The organism is Neobacillus sp. OS1-32 (genome assembly GCF_030915425.1).
GTDB lineage: Bacteria > Bacillota > Bacilli > Bacillales > Cytobacillaceae > Neobacillus > Neobacillus paridis.
In genome coordinates this window covers 1,143,116-1,160,716 of record NZ_CP133263.1, presented here as the reverse complement: position 1 = coordinate 1,160,716, position 17,601 = coordinate 1,143,116, and the positions used below count along the sequence as shown (strand labels likewise).

Here is a 17,601-nt window from a genome sequence, read left to right as displayed (position 1 = left end):
GCATGAAACTTGATGGAAAATAGAGTAACGCCTGTGGAGCGAAAGGGCATAGTCGAATATTTTGGATAATTTGCAAAAAATTACACACTCTATAAGTATTGGAGGTGTTTGAATGAAAAACTCAAAATTATTGTTAATAGCTATAGCGGTTATTCCTTGGTTAACCCTACCATTATTAGGTCGAAGGTCTTTCAGGACATTTTTTCCAGCCTCATTATTTATGTATATTTTTTCAAAAGTTGTGTCTGTAATCGGTGAAAGAAAAAAATGGTGGGGGCTTTATGAAGGAATACCGCCTTTAAATAGTATGGATTTTTTTATGTTTGGTCCTTATTTTATCACCAGTTTATGGATGTTAAAATGGTCTTATGGAAAGTTTTCTCGTTTTTTAATTTATAATGCTCTTCTTCATATAGTGTACATTTTCTTAGGATTAAAATATATGAAGCGGTATAAAATACTAAATGTTAAATTATCTAAAATTCAATATCTGGGTTATCACTTTTCAAGAACACTCCTTTTATATGCATTTGAATTTATTAAGAGGAAGCTGAAAACAAGTACGCTATATATTTAAAGCTTTTTAATCCATTTTACTATTGTTTGTAATCATGGTATTAAACGTAACTAAACCAATCTTCGCTGGCAAAAGATCAAGCACCTCCAAAAGAAGGAAAACCAAAAACTGGAACCTAAGAAACGTGAGCGTAGAACCGATTTACGAACAAATTCACCAAATGGGGCATCAATCTGTTATTGCCTATAACAAGCGTATCTCGAATTGAATTTAGTCATTGCTCTTCACAATCGGGCGCTTTAATGAACTAACTCAAGCCTAATTTTTCACTTAAAGCATCGAGAAATTAGGTTTTTTGTATTTAGATTTCCTTAACGTTGTAAATCTGCATTTTCCTGACGGTATCCAAGAATAAATATATCCAACTTTGGAAAAATACTATAAATAATTCCTGAAGGTGGATGAAATGAACAATTACACAAATGATAACACCTCCAGAAGATATAAGGCCCATGTTAGTATTTTTGGAACAACACAACTGCATTTGAGAAATCCCTATATTATTGCTTGGTGGTCAGCAGCGTTTCCGGGATTTGGGCATATGTTGCTATCTAAATACCTTAGGGGGTATGCGTTGTTTATTTGGGAAGTGGTCGTTAATGTGAACGCTCATGTTAATGCTGCCATGATTTATTCCTTTCAAGGGAATATAGACATGGCAAAGGAAGTGTTAGATACAAATTGGCTGCTAATGTATATTCCTGTTTATCTTTTTGGTATTTGGGACAGTTATCGGACAACTGTTGATATGAATAAGGTCTATCTTTTAGCCGATCGAGAGGCACACCGTTTTAATGTATTTTCATTAGGAGCGTTAGAGATTAACTACCTGGATAAGCGAAATCCCGTCCTTTCAGTTATGTGGTCATTGTTTATTCCGGGTCTAGGGCAGCTGTATATTCATAGGATTCTAACAGCTATATTTGTGATCATTTGGTTAGTTGTATTTTATTATTATTCACATGTTCAAGAGGCAATCGGACTCTTGTTTTTGGGTAAAATCAAAGAAGCTACCTCCGTTTTAAAGCCGGAATGGCTTCTTTTTATCCCTTCACATTACGGTTTTGCTACTTATGACTCTTACATGAATACGGTCGAAAATAACAAGCTTTTCGAGGAAGAATTACGAAGCTATTTGATGGAAAATTATCAATCAAAAGGGTTCCAAATCCTAAAAGGACAAAAAGTGAAGTGATACATTTGCAGCTTTTTTCAACATTTGAAACAACCGAGCTTTTAGAAATGGCCATTTCAACCATAGAAAAGCGAGGAATTCCAAAGGAAAGTATATTTGCTGTTCCTTTGGATAACAGAAAAGATGACCGAAAAATTTTTGATACTCTGCATCGCTCAGATGGTACATCCCTTATCGATATAGGTATGGGTCTTGCTACGGCTTTATCGGTTATTGGAGCAAGTATCGGATTTAAACTATCCTGGGGTCCCATTTATTGGGGATTGATAGGGGCATTTGTTGGATTTGTGATTGGCTTTGCGATTCGCCTTTTTATCGAATTGGTTGTAAAGAAAAACAAGAGAGTGTTTAAAGGTAAAATCTCTGAAATCATTCTAATAGTTGAGTGCGAAGAATCACAGGCTGGATTAATTGAGGATATACTTTGGAGTCATTTGGCCTTAGGAGTAGCAAAAGTAAAATGATGAACCCACATTAGTTGAAGCGTATATAACAAAGATTGTATTGAATATGACAAAATTATAAAAATATAGGTTTAATTGTATTTGTTTGATAGGTTGGTGGTATTTGTACTTGTTTCCATTCATATATTTACAAGCTTTACATACATTTAGAATAAGTATGGAAAATGAAAACGAAACGAAAGCGGACAAGCTGCGCCAATTGTTCCTGTCACGATAAAACTAAATGAAGGGATTTAGAATGAGCGGATGGAAATCTTATCTGAAATGATCAGAACGTATAGTACTTTTTTTTCATTAGAAACATTCGAACAAGTCGTCACCAATCCAGCCAGCTGGGGAGTTATTGGGACGCTGATTATCCTCGAAGGGTTATTGTCCGCAGATAATGCTCTCGTTTTAGCTGTGATGGTCAAGCATCTGCCGCGCGAGCAGCGCAAGAAGGCCCTTTTCTATGGAATTTTCGGTGCCTATTTCTTTCGCATCGTCGCGATTGGGCTGGGGGTTACTCTGATCAATATCCCGTGGATCAAAATTGTCTGCGGCCACTATTTGCTGCTGATTGTCCTCCAAAACCTGTTCCTGAAAAGTGATGAGGATGATGTCATTGCCAAAAAGAAAATTGGCTTCTGGCGAACGGTTCTAACGGTCGAGCTGATGGATATTGCCTTTAGTATTGACAGCGTGATTGCCGCTTTTGGAGTTTCCAATCAGGTTTGGGTGTTGTTCCTTGGCGGTGTGCTGGGCATTTTAATGATGCGCGGCGTCGCCCAGATTTTCTTGAAATTGATTGAAAAAGTCCCAGAATTTGAAATCACCGGCTTTATCTTGATTGCGATTATTGGCGTAAAAATGATTGTCGCGGCATTTGGGTTCCACATGAGTCAAGTGCTGTTCTTTAGTATTTTAATCGCGATTTTCTTGGGGACATTCATTGTTCATGCACTTGGAGGAAAATCAGGGAATGAACCGACATAAAATATCAATGTGGCGGAAAGGTATTTCCGTCATTTTTATTTTAGAATAATAATTATTTGGAAACTCACGATAAAAAGATAATCATCATACCCACTTGTATTCTGAATCTTGAAACTATTCAAACGTTTGAAATTCAAAAAATATTATTGTAAGATATCTAAATATTCATTATAATACTATTTATTAGTTTTGAATCAGATCATGATTGGCAGTGATATTTTACTAGTGGGGGAGAAACTTCGTGAAAAATCTTTTGAAAAAATGGAATCAAATCAGTCTTGTGAAACAGATTATCGTCGGTTTGATAATTGGAATTACCTTGGCTTTAACGATTCCGAAAACAGCACAACCGATTGTCATATTTGGTTCTTTATTTGTCGGTGCATTGAAAGCTGTGGCGCCAATTTTGGTCCTGTTTTTAGTGATGTCGGCGATCGCCCAGCATAAAAGCGGTCACCAAACGAATATGAAATCGATCATTGTTCTTTATTTATTAGGCACTTTTTTAGCTGGACTGTTTGCCGTTATTGCCAGCTTTATTTTCCCAGTAAGCTTAAAACTGGGGGCAGGTGCTGGAGATGTAACCGCTCCGGGCGGAGTTGCCGAGGTTCTCAAAACATTGCTGATGAACCTTGTCGATAACCCGGTAAAAGCAATTTATAATGCCAACTATATCGGTATTTTAGCATGGGCTGTCGTTCTTGGCTTCGCGTTAAGAAATGTGCCGGATACGACAAAAACGGTACTTGTCAATTTCTCCGATGCCATTTCCAAAGTGGTAACCTGGGTGATCAAATTTGCGCCGCTCGGCATCATGGGGTTGGTTTTTGAATCGATCACGACTAACGGACTTGAAGCACTATTAGGCTATGGAAGATTACTGACTGTGTTGATTGGCTGCATGGTTTTCGTCGCACTGGTTATCAATCCAATCATTGTCTATGCGGGAATCCGGAAAAACCCATTCCCATTGGTCTTCCAGTGCTTAAGAGAAAGCGGGATTACGGCCTTTTTTACGCGCAGCTCAGCCGCCAACATTCCGGTGAATATGAAATTATGTGAAAAACTGGGCCTGAATCGGGATACCTATTCTGTCTCGATTCCGTTAGGTGCTACGATCAATATGGCGGGTGCCGCGGTGACGATTTCTGTCTTGACCCTGGCAGCGGTTCATACACTCGGGATTCACGTGGATATCCCGACAGCCATTATCCTTAGCGTCTTGTCTGCAGTTTGTGCCTGTGGGGCTTCCGGGGTCGCCGGCGGTTCGTTATTATTAATTCCGCTGGCATGCAGTCTGTTTGGAATTTCCAGTGATGTGGCAATGCAGGTGGTCGGTGTCGGCTTTATTGTCGGAGTGCTGCAGGACTCCTGTGAAACCGCATTGAATTCATCAACAGATGTGCTTTTCACTGCTACAGCTGAATACCGCCAAAGACGAAAGGAAAGAAAAGCTTTCGCAGTGAAAAAATCGGCTTAATGCAAAAAGGCACAACCATCGCTCACACGGCGCTGGTTGTGCCTTTTTAACATTAATCAATGTAACCTTTTTCCTTTAAACAAGCATGGGCTTCGCTTTCTTTTTCCTCTTTAATTTGATATTCCAGCTGTCCCTCAACAATTTTAGCACAGCGCCCACCAAATGGTTTTAAAGCTTCTTTGATTTCTTTTACATCAACATTTTCTTTTACCGGATAAAATACTTTCATTGAAATACACCTCCACTGTTAACTATAGAAAATTGGCATTGTTTTTGCTGTGATAAAAATTACAATTTGAGTAACGAACATGGCCAATTTTTCTTGATGAGAAGAAAGAGGCGGCAGTAGACAAAGTCAGGCGCTAATCGGGTGTTTTGCCCATCCTCCCGAAAAGGTGGACTAATGGGTCATCAATGAGACTATATTAACGAGACTATATTTTGTATTTTTACTCATTACTTGTACAAGAGGATGGAAAACAATAATTACATGCTTACTAGTTAGTATTTTGGTAATTTACATTAATAAAATTGGTCTAATTTACCTATATTTGAAAAAATCAACCAACATTTGTAATTTTTATGGTAATATATTGTTATGAATGAAAATACATTATTCAGATAACTTTATGTTTACTCAAATCTTTTATTTTATAAATGGAGGCCGATTATGAATCATTATCCTCTTAAAAATAACATTAAGAATATTTTATTACTGAATGGATTTCTAATAGTATTGATGATACTAGGTGCTTGTACAGGTGCAAAAAGCTCAAGTGGGCCAGAATTTAAAAAACAATATTTTGAAGGAAAAAGTGATAATTGGTCTGTGAAAATTGAAAGCAAAACGGATAGTTACAGGCATTACACTATCTCTTATATCGGAAAAGGAAATCAACCATTAAATTTTAAATATAATATAAAGGCATTTTCATCTAACCCTAATTCTGGAGATGGTGAATTAAAAAAACGATAATAAATTTGAAATTGATGAAACTTGTAGCGGGGCATGCGATGACCTTCCTGACAGTATTCCAATTCAAATTCAATGGGGAGGAAAAAAAGGAAGAATTTGTAATTAGGGAAAAATAGAATATTAACAAATGAAGCAATGCACCCTCTGCATTGCTTCCATGATAATTTAAGCTATTCAATAAAAGCCAGTCCCATCTTTTTTATTCAGCCAAGTGTTGAATTTTCATGTTATACATTTTTTTATCAGCCATTGATAATAATTTATCAATGGTTTTGTGCGCTTGGCAGCGCATCGGACTAGAGGGTGAAAGTCCCGAACACACCGAAGTGGCGGAAGTGTATAGCTGACAGGTAGTGCATTGCCGTGAGGAAATGTGCAGAGGACTTGAAGGCAAAACCTGGAACAGGCGACTATTTAACCATGTTGGCTGGCTGAGTCGGATAACCCTGCAAAATAAGGGAGTGTCCAAAACCACAAGAAGGCTCTGTTAGTTAGGAGGACTGGATTCAGGGGAAAGCCCGATGACGTGACCCAAGGAGGTCTCATCGTCTCCATACATACTATGGTAAACCTTAAACAAGTCAGTGATTGGCAAGTTAAGGCTATGGGTGGTGAGAAGTCAGAGCAGGGGATAGTAGTGAACAAACTTACCGGAAAGGTCGCAAAGGTAAGTGACTCAATACCTAGTTATTGAGAGGAGCCATAACCCAAAAGGTATGGACTCTATGCGAAGCCCGTCTGTCCATGGAAGAGAAACTGAGTTAGCTTAGAATACGTCATGTCCATACAGAAACCGAGAGGACAAATCCATAGAATCGGGGTCGAACAGAAGGGTAGACCGTATGGGGCGTAGTACTTTATGGATCTGTTGATATTGCCGAGGTTGGGCTAGTTAATCATCAGACTGAAAGGAAAGAAACGGAACATGAACGGAAAAGAAGACAAACAAGGTTTTCGTGAGGGAGTAAAGACTCCACAAAAGAAGAAATGGTATAGTCTCATAGATAAAATATGGGCAATGCCTAACATGGAGGAAGCCTTTAAAGAGGTAAAAAGGAATCGTGGAGCCGCAGGGGTAGACGGAGTAACCATTAAAGCATTTGAATTTGGTGTGGAGGATAATGTACAAATCCTTCAACGTGAGTTACGAGAAAAGACATACAAGCCGAGACCTGTGAAGCGTGTATATATTCCAAAGGCTGACGGTTCAAAAAGACCTTTAGGTATCCCAACCGTGAGAGACCGAGTAGTACAAGCTTCTGTACGTAGAATAATAGAACCAATATTTGAAGCTAAATTTCTTGATTGTAGTTTTGGTTTTCGACCGAATCGAAGTGCACATATGGCATTAGAGAAAATCCGAAAGGATTTACTGGATGGGTATGTGTACGTAATTGATGCAGACCTGAAATCATATTTTGATACAATTCCGCATGACAAACTTATGACTTTAGTTAGGGAAGAAATAGTGGACGGAAGTGTCATTAGATTGCTTGAAAGTTTTCTCCAAGCAGGAATTATGGAGGGTGGCAGTTTCCATCTAAATGAAAAAGGTACTCCACAGGGCGGTGTCATCAGTCCGTTACTTGCGAACATATATTTGCATCCATTGGATGAACTTATGACAGAAAGAGGGCATCGCATTACACGATATGCAAATGACTTCGTTATTTGTTGTAAATCACAAAAGGGTGCCGAAAGGGTACTTAAATCAGTCACTCGATTCCTTGAACAAAAACTCGGATTAATCATCCATCCCGAAAAGACTAAGATTGTTAATAATATGAATGAATCATTTGTTTTTCTGGGGTATGAATTTAAACAAGCTTTCTGGGTTAAACCTTCTAAGAAATCTATAAAGAAGTTTAAAAGTAAAGTCAAGGAGATAACAAAGCGAAACCAAACGGTGAACATTGAAAAACTGATTAAAGAAAGACTCAACCCATATTTAAGAGGATGGGGAAATTATTTTGGATATTGGCACTCAAAGACACTAATGGTTAAGTTTGATAAATGGATTAGAAGAAGATTACGGTCTGTTCAATTAAGAAGTTGGAGGAAAATAAGGAAACTACATAGGGAGTTACGCAGAAGAAAATGGAAAGGGGAACTTCCACAGCTTCGGATGTATGCATGGAGAAGTTCAAAGTGCAAACCCGTAAACGTAGCCCTTCCAAATGAATGGTTTTATAAAGAGAAAGGTCTTGTTTCTCTTGTGGATATTTACAATGAACATCATCCCCAACGGGGATAATCATGGAGGAGCCGTATGCGATGACCCGCACGTACGGATCTGTGAGAGGCGCATGAGTAATTCATGCGCCTACTCTATTCCTTCAGTCGGATAAATCGCAGCACCGATGGAAATGCTGACTTCTACCTCGGATAAAGAAATCGTTTTAAGATTGGCGTAAATTCTGTTGATGATTTCATCAATCCCTTCGTAGTTTTTCAAATTAGGGCAAATCAGGATAAACTCATCCCCGCCCCAGCGGGCCACAATATCGGATTTTCGCAAGCAATTTACTAAAAGATTGGCAAGGAGCTTTAACAATTCATCTCCCTTTTGATGGCCAAAATTATCGTTAATTTGTTTAAAATTATCGACATCGATGAGAAAAAACCCCACTGTCTGCCTATTCCGTTCCGCAAGCGAGGTTATTCTTAAGAAAAACGGCTCAATAATTCTTCGATTGTACACTCCGGTCAAAGGATCCTTTTCCGAATAGTATTTGGCTTTATCATATTGTTTGCCAAAATACCAGGCAGTCAGGAGCATAATGGGTAAACCAAAAATCTCCATCTTGCTCAAAAAACCATCCCGCAAATAGTAAAAATACATATAAATTGAATTAATACATAAAACAAGAGTGAAGGTGACAAACCTGCCTGTTCTCTTCATATTCATTCCTCCGACTGGAAGCTAATAATCAATCTAAAAATACTGATTATCATTATTCTACTATAGGATTTGTGAACTGACGAATTCCAATAAAAACGTCAAAAAGTTGACAAAATTGCCTTATTATTTAATATTCCATTTTTTAGAAAAATGGAAACCAAAATCATTCATTTGTTGCCGATTGATGGGAAATAATATAGTGTATAACTCTACTATTATTTTACCAAAAAGGTGAGAAAAGTGATGAAAATAAGCATTATTGAGGCAGCAGTAAAATGGTTCAAGGAGGAAGTTGGCTTAGACGATGGGGGAAAAATTAAGTTTTACTCCCAAATTTATGGGACAAGCCCGGTGCAGAAAAACTATGCACTTGCTTTTACGGTTGATAATGAGCCGATCGATATGGCAGTCAAAACAGAAATCGATGGAGTTACCTTTTACATAGAAAGTTCTGATTTATGGTTCTTCAATGGTCATGATTTACATGTCGATTATAATGAAAAAAAAGAGGAATTGGAGTATAGCTATACAAAATCCTAAAAAGTATTGCCGTCAATTATTTTTGTCATCTTTATGAAGGCATTTGGGCCTTGTTACAGTTTAAGGAAGGAGCTTGGGCGAACCCGATATGGAAATAGCTAAAGGGGGGATTTGTTAATGAATTCTTTTAGCACCCATCCAAACTTTTCTCCAATAGGGTGATAATGGCGAGATTGTTACTTTCCTTCCTTTAGGATAGGTGTGAAGCATTTTCCCGTTCCCGAGGTATAGGGCAACATGTCCAATTCGGGCTATTCCACGCTTATGTTTTCGGCTTTTTGTCGTAAAAAACAACAAATCCCCCTTTTTAATTTTTTGAAACGGAATTGGTTTGCCTATAAGAAATTGCTGCCGGGAATTCCTTGGAAGGATTCGGCCATTGACTCTGAAGATATATTGGATAAACGAGCTGCAATCAAAGGAATCGGTTTGAAATGGAGAGGCATTAAAAACATAGGGCTTTCCCAGCTGTTGTAACCCGGTTTGGATCACATGATGTGCTAACATTTTTCTCCTCACCATACATTCATAATATTCTAGCATATGAACTCTATGTGTGAAATGCTTGTACAAACTTTACCGGAGAGCGTACAATTTTTAGAGAGAATCACAGACACTGGTGCCTGGCACCAAAGGTGAAAGGAGAAATTTTAATGTATGATGAGGGTTTTGTAGAGGTAACCGGTGGAAGAGTTTGGTACCAGCGGTTTGATGAAGGAGCGGGCGGAACCCCGTTGATTGTTTTACACGGTGGCCCGGGATCCTCGTGCTATTCGTTGCAGGTGTTAAAGGCGTTGGCAAAGGATCGGCCGGTCATTTTATATGATCAACTTGGCTGCGGGCGCTCAGACCGGCCAACGGATCCATCACTTTGGCGAGTTGAACGATTTGTGGAGGAACTTGGTCAGATTCGAGAAGCACTACACCTTGATGAAGTACATATTCTTGGTCATTCCTGGGGGACCACTCTGGCCGCAGCCTATTGCTTAACGGAACCAAAGCCGCACGGCGTGAAGAGCGTGATTTTTTCCAGCCCGTGCTTAAGCGCACCGATGTGGGAACAGGATCAAAGACGAAATTTGAAAAAGCTGCCGTTAGACGTCCAGGAAACGATCGAACGCTGTGAAAAAAAAGGGACCACGGATTCGCCTGAATTTGCCGCAGCAATCGAGGTGTTTGATAAACATTTTGTGAACCGATTGGAGTGTAATCCGGAATGGATCGAACAAAGACCGAAACACTACCGTAATCCGGAGGTATACAACATCATGTGGGGACCTTCGGAATTTACTGTAAAGGGGAACTTGAAAAGCTTCGATTGTACCGCACAGTTAAAGGAAATATCCTGTCCAACACTGTTTACTTGCGGACGCTATGATGAGGCGACTCCGGAAACAACCGAGTACTACAGCAGCTTGACCCCAAATGCAAAATTCCATGTGTATGAAAACAGCGCCCATATGGCCTATATTGAAGAGGAAAAAGAATACTTACAAGTAGTTGGCGACTTCTTAACATCCATTCAATAATTTTTTGCACAGAGGCTGTCCTGTTGGCTTTGACCTGGTCTTTCTTTATGGACAGCCTTTATCCTTTTTATGAAAAAATAACGCCATAAAGGCGTTAGGAGAATTGGTTATCGTCTTGCTGATCATTTTGTTGAATCATTTCTTTCACATCTTGAGAAATTTTATCAAAGGTTTGATTGACTCGATTCATGATGTCTTCGTTATTGACACCGCTTTGTTGGTTTGGTTCCCTTTCCATATATTTCACCTCCGCTTGTCCTTAGCGTTTGTTTAGTTTGAATCTTTTATTACCCAAAAGCGGATAAAATGTTTTAGCTGTTAGGAAATTCTTTGCTATAATAGGAAAGATAGTTTGATGGCTTCTAAAAAAAGGAACCTCACATCAAGATCTATACGTAGGAGGAATTTATGGGGAAGAATAGATATGTATTTTGGGGGTTAGTGATTACCACACTGATTTCTGCACTTGACGCCAATATCATGCAAACGGCAAGCCCGACGATTGTCAAGCAGCTTGGGGGAATGGAACTGTTTGCTTGGATCTTTGTCGTTTATATGTTAGCTAGCACGGTGACGGTTCCGTTGTACGGAAAATTGGCCGATCGATATGGCCGAAAAAAGCTGCTAATGATTGCTGTCGGTATTTTTACGATTGGTTCGATTCTTTGCGGGATTGCTAATTCGATGGTTACATTGGTGATTTATCGTGGAATCCAGGGGCTTGGTGCTGGCGGGATGATCCCTCTGTCGATGATTATTGTTGGGGATTTATTTACAATTGAAAAACGCGGCCGAATTCAGGCAGTCTTCAGCTCCATTTGGGCCTTATCATCGATTGTTGGACCGGTTTTAGGTTCTTTTTTTGTTAAAACATTAACCTGGAGATGGATCTTTTTTATCAATATTCCTATCGGGATTCTTACTGTACTTTGTTTAATTCCTTATAAGGAACAGGTTGATTTTAAAAAGAGTTACATTGATTATAAAGGATTTTTCTTATTTGGTATCGCCATTACGCTGCTGCTGTTGGCAACCAATGTAAGTCATCCGCTTTGGTATGTGATCGCCGGAATCGTTGTGTTCCTTATTTTTGTCATGGTTGAAAGGAAGGAAACATACCCATTTCTGCCTGTTGCTCTGTTTAAAAATAAGGGGATTTTTCGGACGAATCTTTTTATGTTAGTGTATTGCCTTTCTTTTTATGGTACATCGAACTTTATTCCCTTATTCCTGCAAGAAGGCAACCATATGAGTATCTATAAGAGCGGATTGATTTTGTTAAGTATTGCGGTTGGCTGGATGTTTGGCAGTACACCTGCGGGGAACTGGATCATCCGTTTTGGCTACAAGAATTTATTTATTTTAGGCAGCTTCGTTACCGCACTTTCGGGTCTGCTTCTCTATCTTTTTGTAGAGAATATTTCTTATGCTGCCTTGTTTCTCGTTCTGACCGTGCAAGGCTTTGCCTTTGGTTTATTGTTTGCGGTTGCGACGATCGCCTCGCAAGAGTTTGCCGAGGCTGAAATTAAGGGAATCTCGACTTCGTTGCAAATGTTTTTAAGAAATATTGGCGCTTCCATTGGGGTTACGATCATGGGTGTGTTGATCAACCATGCAGCCAACATCGTGGTCGGGATGCAAAACGTATTCCTGTTTGCTTTAATTTTTAGTTTTGTAGCGATCTTCTTAAGCTTTCTCATTCCAGCCAAAACAACAGCCGTGAGCTAATCATCACAGCTGTTATATTTACAATTGATCATAACATTATTATGTGAACAAAAAAATGTCAGGCAACATGTGAAACTTCACATAGTGCCTGACATTTTTTGTTAGGAGCCGGGATTTTTTGCATTTAATATTCTTTAGATTTATAAAAGCTCGTGACTACTCCATATCCTAAAATTACCCCAAAAATGGGGTAAGGCTTGGTCATTAATATTAATGTAGCAAAAAATGTTGGAAGTCCCGCAAATGTTTTATAATGAATGATCTCGTAAAACAAAAAATAAAGAGAAGGTAAACCAAGAAGTAAGCAATAATATAGATTAAATGACCATTTCCCCTTTTTCTGCAATTCACCAAAAAGTCGAAGAAAACCTAATATTATCCCTCCAGGCACATAAATGAATCCTAATAAGAAAATAAAGGGGGATAATCCATACGTATTCTTTTGATAATTTAATAATTCTGTTTGAATATACATCGCAAAGGTCATATATAAAAAGAGTATTAAAACAACAATAGTGGTATATTTCCTCATTTTTAACTATTTCCCCCTTAAAGTAAATGAAACATCGATAATTTTAAAAGTATTTTTTTAGAAACCACAACTCCCATATTGATTGATTGCAGTTACAGTACCTGTTGCACCAGATACAGTTCTTTTAAACATTTACATCTGCTTTTCCACATCTCCATCCCGTATTTAATAGCATATATTCGCCAGGATAAGGTGCTTGCTGTGTATACCAGGAGTTATATACTTTGCCAGTGTATGTCTTAGGGGCATGTTTTGTGTCACTTGCAGATGTCACAAACATTGTTCCAGTAACCGAAAACTGACTGCTCCCAATTTTATACATATGATCATATTTTGTGACTGAAACGCTGGTTGGATTTGACCCTGTTCCTGCCTTTGTTACTGCATCGGTCCTTAGATAAACTGTTAAATCCCATGTGGGGGAATACTGGTCATTGTTATCTTGTATTTTAATATTATCTGTTGGTTCATCTACATTAATCGTGCCTAGTTGCGTAATATCATAAGTAATATACTCTTGAGCTTGTTCCCCACTTTCTTTATCTATTAACTTTCTGTGCAATTGTTTATAAGTACTTTTTCTTTCAATGATTCTTTCTTTTGTGTTTTTACTTTCATTTGGTGTCATTTTGGATATTTTATTACTTCCATTTATCAAATCTAGGAGCTCCAATAAGCTTACTATCATATTGAGTCCCAACTGCATAACCACTCATGGAGGCATTATATATTTGAGTTCTAGAATCTAATTTTGTCCATTTCCCTTCAACTTTATATAGTTGCGCAAAAGTATATCCATAATTTAAAGTTGTATAGTAATAAATATTTAGTGTATGCTTCGCACTACCTGTGGGGTCTGCTTCATCTTTAAGTATCCCCACTTCATTTGGGTCTTTATTTTCATTTAGATATAAATCTGAGAACACTGTTGTTTTATATAAGGTTACTTCTTTGCCTGTTTCATTTATAAAGGTTTCAATTTTTTGTGTGGTATAAATGGAGTCTGTCTGGAAAGGAGATAGCAGGGTGGATTGATTGCTAGTTTCCGAGAGAGAATCAGTTGGTGCTTTTGTTAGTTGAGAATCTATTTGTAAATTAACTTTTTCGGTAATATCATTTCCGACTCCTTTTTTCGCCATATCATACAGCACTTCATAATCATTAATTTCCTTATAAGATTTTATTGCTTTTCTCTGAGGTACTTTTTCATTTTCTTTTTCAATATTAATTCTAACATAATATGGGTATATTTTCCAGAGTATAATAATAAAATTCGATACAAAAAATCACCTATTATTTCGCATAAATCATCTCAAACTTCATAATTGTTTTGGAACAACCTGATTAAATTTTTTTCGTTTATATTTTAATAAACTGCTGGGTTAGAATGTGCTTTGGATGAATACGGTAAAAGGCCGACAAAACTTGCTTATAGTTATGTAAATAATCGGGTAATGGCACAGAATGGTTTTTTTGGGTAAATTTATATTTAGAAACTGGGCATGAGTGGCAGGACAGGAGAAACCACCTTTTGAATATGCCGAGTCGGTAGGTTATTTAATTTTGCCGAAAAAGGGAGTTTGGAAATTGGATTGCTATGTCCAGGAGCATTTTTATGGTTCGATTGTGATTGACGTAGAGTGATTAAAAAGGGCGGGCATTCATCAATTTCCATTCATATACTATTTCAAACATTCTCCGAGGTGAGTGGATGGATATTAAGATTGCCAGAACGAAAATGAAGGAAGCCGCACCGTTGTTAAAAATCCAAAAGCAGGCATTTCAAGCGGATTTGAAAAAGTATAGGGATTATGATTCAAGCCCTGCCGCAGAATCTTTAGATTTTTTCATTTATCGAATGGGCCATTCCCTTCATTACACTGTTTACCTAGATGGGAAAATGGCTGGAGGAATATGTCTGGTGAAGATATCGGATGACCATTTTCGTCTGTTTCGTGTCTTTCTCAGCCCTGAGTTTCAAAACAAGGGCCTGGGCACAAGAATCCTGAAAATGCTGGAAAAACAGTATCCAGAAGTGACTAAATGGAGCTTGGATACACCGAAGGATCATGCACGCAACCGCCGCTTCTACGAAAAGTTTGGCTATCAACAAACTGGAGAGTTTAAAGTTAATAATCGTTTGACTTTAATTGAATATGAGAAAAATATAAGGCGAAAACCACCATGACGGTGGTTTTTTTGGCTGCTTGGATTCGTTACCAGATAGATACATGGATCATTTAATGAGCTTTAACAACATGGGTGCATCATTGGGAAACAACAGGGGTTCTGCATTGGATAACAGCAGGGATTGTGCATTGGCGGGCAACAACATGGATCATACATTGGGTAACAACAAGGGTCATACATTGGATAACAAGGCTGCGGGGCTGCAGTAGGCATAGGCATGGGCATCACGTTTGAAGGCATCACATTAGACGGCATCACGTTGTCCGGTATCAAATTTGCTGGCATCATTGGTTGGTTTGGCATCACATTGGCTCCCATATACGGCTGATTTAACAGGGCATTGGCACTTGGGTACAGATTATTTTCCATGTTCATCTCTCCTCATGATTCAAATACAAGATAGTGTATGTGTCCATGGGGATTTGTGTATAGACGTTCCCCTAGATAAAAGACTTTAAAAACAAATATTGAAACATAAAAAAACAGCTATCCTGTCAGACTGCTCATTTTCCTAAATTCTTATGTGTCCCGGCCTTTTTTAAAGTGAAAATGAAAGCGCTTCACATATTTTTTAAATATAGTAAATGTTCAAAAAATATTGACAGAGATTTTTTTCAGTGGTACCCTAATTAAAAATTAATCATCAATCGATGATGAGAAGAGTAGGATAGGTTTTGGTCAAAAGAGAGTCGACGGTTGGTGCGAGTCGATGGCGGGACTATCTGAAGATCATCTCTGAGATGCCCAGCTGAACATAATCAGTAAGCTGCGCCGGGTGAGTCCGCCGTTAATGGAACTCGTACTGAATAAATGTACGACGATCGAGAGCCGCACGGGTCAAAAGACTTATTGCGGAAGTAGGGTGGTAACGCGAGCTAACTCGTCCCTATACAAAGGGGACGGGTTTTTTGTTGTTCTAAAAGACAGTGTAAAATAAAGGAGGTACCCTGACGATGAGTCAAAAGGTGGATAACAAAACGTTTAATGTGGAGGATATCATCATTGCCAGCCACACGATAAAGGATGTGATTACGCCAACACCGCTGCAATACAATCACTTATTATCAGAACGTTACAACTGTCATGTTTATTTAAAACGAGAGGATCTGCAAAGTGTCCGCTCCTTTAAAATTCGCGGTGCCTATAACCGGATAAAAAAATTAAGTGTGGAAGAAATGAAGCACGGGATTATTTGTGCCAGCGCCGGAAATCATGCCCAAGGGGTGGCCTATTCCTGCCATTTATTAAAGATTCATGGAAAAATCTTTATGCCGAACACAACCCCAAAACAAAAGGTCAACCAAGTGAAATTTTGGGGCAGGGAGGATGTCGAAATTGTCCTGGTCGGCGACACGTTTGATGATGCGTACGAAAAAGCCATGGAATGCAGTATGGCTGAAAAGCGAACGTTTATCCATCCCTTCGATGATTATGAGGTGATTGCCGGTCAAGGAACGGTCGGGGTGGAATTGCTCAATGATTGTCCGGAAAAAATCGATTATTTGTTTGCGGCGATTGGCGGCGGCGGCCTGATGGCGGGAACCGGAACGTATTTACGGCATTTCTCACCGGAAACGAAGTTAATCGGCGTTGAGCCAGAAGGGGCTCCCGGGATGAAGACATCGATGTTAAAAGGCGAGGTCACTTGTCTCGAAAAAATTGACCCATTTGTCGATGGTGCCGCAGTCAAAACGGTGGGAACCAAGACATTTGAAATTTGTAAACAGATTGTTGACGATATTATTGTGGTCCCGGAAGGAAAAGTTTGCACCACACTGTTATCCCTTTACAATGAAAATGCGATTGTCGTTGAGCCGACCGGGGCCCTGTCGATTGCCGCTCTCGATACATACGCCGAGGAAATAAAGGGCAAAACGGTCGTTTGTATCGTCAGCGGCGGAAATAATGACATCGGCCGGATGCAAGAAATTAAAGAGCGCTCGATGATTTATGAAGGGCTGCAGCATTATTTTATCGTCCAATTTCCACAGCGGCCCGGGGCATTGCGGGAATTTTTAATGGACGTTCTTGGTCCAAATGATGATATCAGCCATTTTGAATACACGAAAAAGAATAATCGGGAAACCGGCCCGGCCTTGGTTGGGGTTGAATTGAAAGATAAAGCTGATTACGGCCCGTTAGTAGACCGGATCAAAGCAAAAGGGTTTTTATATCGGGAAGTCAATAAGGACAGCACCTTGTTTCAAATGCTTGTATAACCTTGAAAGGCGGAAGCGCCTTCGAAACAAGCACAGCTTGTTCCTGCGAAGCTTATTCTCTCAGTAGCTTTCTTTAGTGATCAGCCCCAACAAGCAAATGTTCTTCTCTCCAAAAAGTCCGCTTTTGACTTTTTTGCGGTGGCAGGTGAGGTTTTGGTTTGAAAAATTCCCTGTAGGAATTAGCTTGTCATAAGGTGTGTTAAGTCGAACGAATGTTCATTTTTTCGATAGGGACTTAACAAATGGTTGTTTTCATGTATAATATTAAATGGTCTCATCCCACCGAATCGAGGG

Annotated in this window: 21 protein-coding genes and 1 other annotated feature; of the genes, 14 read left to right on the top strand and 7 right to left on the bottom strand. The window is 38.9% G+C overall.

Going from position 1 to position 17,601, the window contains the following annotated elements:
- Positions 1-112: 112 nt before the first annotated feature.
- The 5 genes from RCG24_RS05965 to sstT all read left to right on the top strand — a co-directional run bounded on the left by RCG24_RS05965 (position 113) and on the right by sstT (position 4,691).
- Entirely contained in the window at positions 113-577 is a 465-nt protein-coding gene (locus tag RCG24_RS05965; protein ID WP_308078594.1) for a hypothetical protein, read from the top strand.
- Between the two features lie 406 nt (positions 578-983).
- Positions 984-1,772 (top strand): hypothetical protein, encoded by a 789-nt coding sequence (locus tag RCG24_RS05960; protein WP_308078593.1) that lies wholly within the window; start codon positions 984-986, stop codon positions 1,770-1,772.
- A 5-nt stretch (positions 1,773-1,777) separates the two neighbouring features.
- On the top strand, positions 1,778-2,236 hold the full coding sequence (locus RCG24_RS05955; protein WP_308078592.1) for a hypothetical protein: 459 nt from the start codon (positions 1,778-1,780) through the stop codon (positions 2,234-2,236).
- 246 nt (positions 2,237-2,482) lie between these two features.
- Positions 2,483-3,211 carry a TerC family protein gene (locus tag RCG24_RS05950; RefSeq protein ID WP_202654288.1) on the top strand — a complete coding sequence of 243 codons (729 nt, stop codon included), beginning with the start codon at positions 2,483-2,485 and terminating at the stop codon, positions 3,209-3,211.
- A gap of 241 nt (positions 3,212-3,452) precedes the next feature.
- Positions 3,453-4,691, top strand: a complete 1,239-nt coding sequence (sstT, locus tag RCG24_RS05945; protein WP_202654289.1) for a serine/threonine transporter SstT — start codon at positions 3,453-3,455, stop codon at positions 4,689-4,691.
- Positions 4,692-4,743: 52 nt separating this feature from the next.
- Here sstT and RCG24_RS05940 read toward each other — a convergent pair whose 3' ends face one another.
- Positions 4,744-4,920 carry a hypothetical protein gene (locus tag RCG24_RS05940; RefSeq protein ID WP_202654290.1) on the bottom strand — a complete coding sequence of 59 codons (177 nt, stop codon included), beginning with the start codon at positions 4,918-4,920 and terminating at the stop codon, positions 4,744-4,746.
- Positions 4,921-5,361: 441 nt separating this feature from the next.
- On the opposite strand from RCG24_RS05940, the gene RCG24_RS05935 reads away from it, so the two are divergent.
- Both RCG24_RS05935 and ltrA read left to right on the top strand, forming a co-directional pair.
- A complete protein-coding gene (locus RCG24_RS05935) occupies positions 5,362-5,667 on the top strand; it encodes a hypothetical protein (RefSeq protein ID WP_308078591.1) in 306 nt (101 codons plus the stop codon).
- Positions 5,668-6,592: 925 nt separating this feature from the next.
- Positions 6,593-7,921 carry a group II intron reverse transcriptase/maturase gene (gene ltrA / locus RCG24_RS05930; RefSeq protein ID WP_308077871.1) on the top strand — a complete coding sequence of 443 codons (1,329 nt, stop codon included), beginning with the start codon at positions 6,593-6,595 and terminating at the stop codon, positions 7,919-7,921.
- A 69-nt stretch (positions 7,922-7,990) separates the two neighbouring features.
- On the opposite strand, the gene RCG24_RS05925 is transcribed toward ltrA, so the two are convergent.
- On the bottom strand, positions 7,991-8,569 hold the full coding sequence (locus RCG24_RS05925) for a diguanylate cyclase domain-containing protein (protein ID WP_308078590.1): 579 nt from the start codon (positions 8,567-8,569) through the stop codon (positions 7,991-7,993).
- Positions 8,570-8,812: 243 nt separating this feature from the next.
- Here RCG24_RS05925 and RCG24_RS05920 point away from each other — a divergent pair, with 243 nt between their 5' ends.
- A complete protein-coding gene (locus RCG24_RS05920; protein WP_308078589.1) occupies positions 8,813-9,109 on the top strand; it encodes a HesB/YadR/YfhF family protein in 297 nt (98 codons plus the stop codon).
- A 114-nt stretch (positions 9,110-9,223) separates the two neighbouring features.
- On the opposite strand, the gene RCG24_RS05915 is transcribed toward RCG24_RS05920, so the two are convergent.
- A complete protein-coding gene (locus tag RCG24_RS05915) occupies positions 9,224-9,616 on the bottom strand; it encodes a C40 family peptidase (RefSeq protein ID WP_202654294.1) in 393 nt (130 codons plus the stop codon).
- A gap of 146 nt (positions 9,617-9,762) precedes the next feature.
- On the opposite strand from RCG24_RS05915, the gene RCG24_RS05910 reads away from it, so the two are divergent.
- Entirely contained in the window at positions 9,763-10,638 is an 876-nt protein-coding gene (locus RCG24_RS05910; RefSeq protein WP_202654295.1) for a proline iminopeptidase-family hydrolase, read from the top strand.
- A gap of 94 nt (positions 10,639-10,732) precedes the next feature.
- On the opposite strand, the gene RCG24_RS05905 is transcribed toward RCG24_RS05910, so the two are convergent.
- Entirely contained in the window at positions 10,733-10,876 is a 144-nt protein-coding gene (locus RCG24_RS05905; RefSeq protein ID WP_202654296.1) for a hypothetical protein, read from the bottom strand.
- Between the two features lie 170 nt (positions 10,877-11,046).
- Here RCG24_RS05905 and RCG24_RS05900 point away from each other — a divergent pair, with 170 nt between their 5' ends.
- Complete coding sequence (locus RCG24_RS05900; RefSeq protein WP_202654297.1) at positions 11,047-12,366, top strand: MDR family MFS transporter; 1,320 nt, start codon at positions 11,047-11,049, stop codon at positions 12,364-12,366.
- A gap of 124 nt (positions 12,367-12,490) precedes the next feature.
- On the opposite strand, the gene RCG24_RS05895 is transcribed toward RCG24_RS05900, so the two are convergent.
- The 3 genes from RCG24_RS05895 to RCG24_RS05885 form a co-directional block, all read right to left on the bottom strand.
- Positions 12,491-12,853, bottom strand: a complete 363-nt coding sequence (locus tag RCG24_RS05895) for a hypothetical protein (protein WP_308078588.1) — start codon at positions 12,851-12,853, stop codon at positions 12,491-12,493.
- Positions 12,854-13,022: 169 nt separating this feature from the next.
- A complete protein-coding gene (locus RCG24_RS05890) occupies positions 13,023-13,556 on the bottom strand; it encodes a hypothetical protein (protein ID WP_308078587.1) in 534 nt (177 codons plus the stop codon).
- Entirely contained in the window at positions 13,540-14,037 is a 498-nt protein-coding gene (locus RCG24_RS05885) for a hypothetical protein (protein WP_308078586.1), read from the bottom strand. The genes RCG24_RS05890 and RCG24_RS05885 overlap by 17 nt, the downstream gene beginning before the upstream one ends.
- A gap of 367 nt (positions 14,038-14,404) precedes the next feature.
- Here RCG24_RS05885 and RCG24_RS05880 point away from each other — a divergent pair, with 367 nt between their 5' ends.
- The 4 genes from RCG24_RS05880 to ilvA all read left to right on the top strand — a co-directional run bounded on the left by RCG24_RS05880 (position 14,405) and on the right by ilvA (position 17,307).
- Positions 14,405-14,542, top strand: a complete 138-nt coding sequence (locus RCG24_RS05880) for a hypothetical protein (protein WP_308078585.1) — start codon at positions 14,405-14,407, stop codon at positions 14,540-14,542.
- 67 nt (positions 14,543-14,609) lie between these two features.
- Complete coding sequence (locus RCG24_RS05875; protein ID WP_202654298.1) at positions 14,610-15,086, top strand: GNAT family N-acetyltransferase; 477 nt, start codon at positions 14,610-14,612, stop codon at positions 15,084-15,086.
- A gap of 19 nt (positions 15,087-15,105) precedes the next feature.
- Positions 15,106-15,297, top strand: a complete 192-nt coding sequence (locus tag RCG24_RS05870) for a hypothetical protein (RefSeq protein ID WP_308078584.1) — start codon at positions 15,106-15,108, stop codon at positions 15,295-15,297.
- A gap of 432 nt (positions 15,298-15,729) precedes the next feature.
- Positions 15,730-15,979, top strand: a binding site (T-box leader).
- Between the two features lie 62 nt (positions 15,980-16,041).
- Positions 16,042-17,307, top strand: a complete 1,266-nt coding sequence (ilvA, locus tag RCG24_RS05865) for a threonine ammonia-lyase IlvA (protein WP_202654299.1) — start codon at positions 16,042-16,044, stop codon at positions 17,305-17,307.
- Positions 17,308-17,601 lie beyond the last annotated feature (294 nt).

What these genes read in the sequence shown, in the direction of transcription:
- RCG24_RS05965 (WP_308078594.1), top strand. Translation starts at nt 113, where the DNA reads ATGAAAAACTCAAAATTATTGTTAATAGCTATAGCGGTTATTCCTTGG.
- RCG24_RS05960 (WP_308078593.1), top strand. Translation starts at nt 984, where the DNA reads ATGAACAATTACACAAATGATAACACCTCCAGAAGATATAAGGCCCAT.
- RCG24_RS05950 (WP_202654288.1), top strand. Translation starts at nt 2,483, where the DNA reads ATGGAAATCTTATCTGAAATGATCAGAACGTATAGTACTTTTTTTTCA.
- RCG24_RS05940 (WP_202654290.1), bottom strand. Translation starts at nt 4,920, where the DNA reads ATGAAAGTATTTTATCCGGTAAAAGAAAATGTTGATGTAAAAGAAATC.
- RCG24_RS05935 (WP_308078591.1), top strand. Translation starts at nt 5,362, where the DNA reads ATGAATCATTATCCTCTTAAAAATAACATTAAGAATATTTTATTACTG.
- ltrA (WP_308077871.1), top strand. Translation starts at nt 6,593, where the DNA reads ATGAACGGAAAAGAAGACAAACAAGGTTTTCGTGAGGGAGTAAAGACT.
- RCG24_RS05925 (WP_308078590.1), bottom strand. Translation starts at nt 8,569, where the DNA reads ATGAAGAGAACAGGCAGGTTTGTCACCTTCACTCTTGTTTTATGTATT.
- RCG24_RS05920 (WP_308078589.1), top strand. Translation starts at nt 8,813, where the DNA reads ATGAAAATAAGCATTATTGAGGCAGCAGTAAAATGGTTCAAGGAGGAA.
- RCG24_RS05915 (WP_202654294.1), bottom strand. Translation starts at nt 9,616, where the DNA reads ATGTTAGCACATCATGTGATCCAAACCGGGTTACAACAGCTGGGAAAG.
- RCG24_RS05910 (WP_202654295.1), top strand. Translation starts at nt 9,763, where the DNA reads ATGTATGATGAGGGTTTTGTAGAGGTAACCGGTGGAAGAGTTTGGTAC.
- RCG24_RS05905 (WP_202654296.1), bottom strand. Translation starts at nt 10,876, where the DNA reads ATGGAAAGGGAACCAAACCAACAAAGCGGTGTCAATAACGAAGACATC.
- RCG24_RS05900 (WP_202654297.1), top strand. Translation starts at nt 11,047, where the DNA reads ATGGGGAAGAATAGATATGTATTTTGGGGGTTAGTGATTACCACACTG.
- RCG24_RS05895 (WP_308078588.1), bottom strand. Translation starts at nt 12,853, where the DNA reads ATGACCTTTGCGATGTATATTCAAACAGAATTATTAAATTATCAAAAG.
- RCG24_RS05885 (WP_308078586.1), bottom strand. Translation starts at nt 14,037, where the DNA reads ATGGCGAAAAAAGGAGTCGGAAATGATATTACCGAAAAAGTTAATTTA.
- RCG24_RS05875 (WP_202654298.1), top strand. Translation starts at nt 14,610, where the DNA reads ATGGATATTAAGATTGCCAGAACGAAAATGAAGGAAGCCGCACCGTTG.
- ilvA (WP_202654299.1), top strand. Translation starts at nt 16,042, where the DNA reads ATGAGTCAAAAGGTGGATAACAAAACGTTTAATGTGGAGGATATCATC.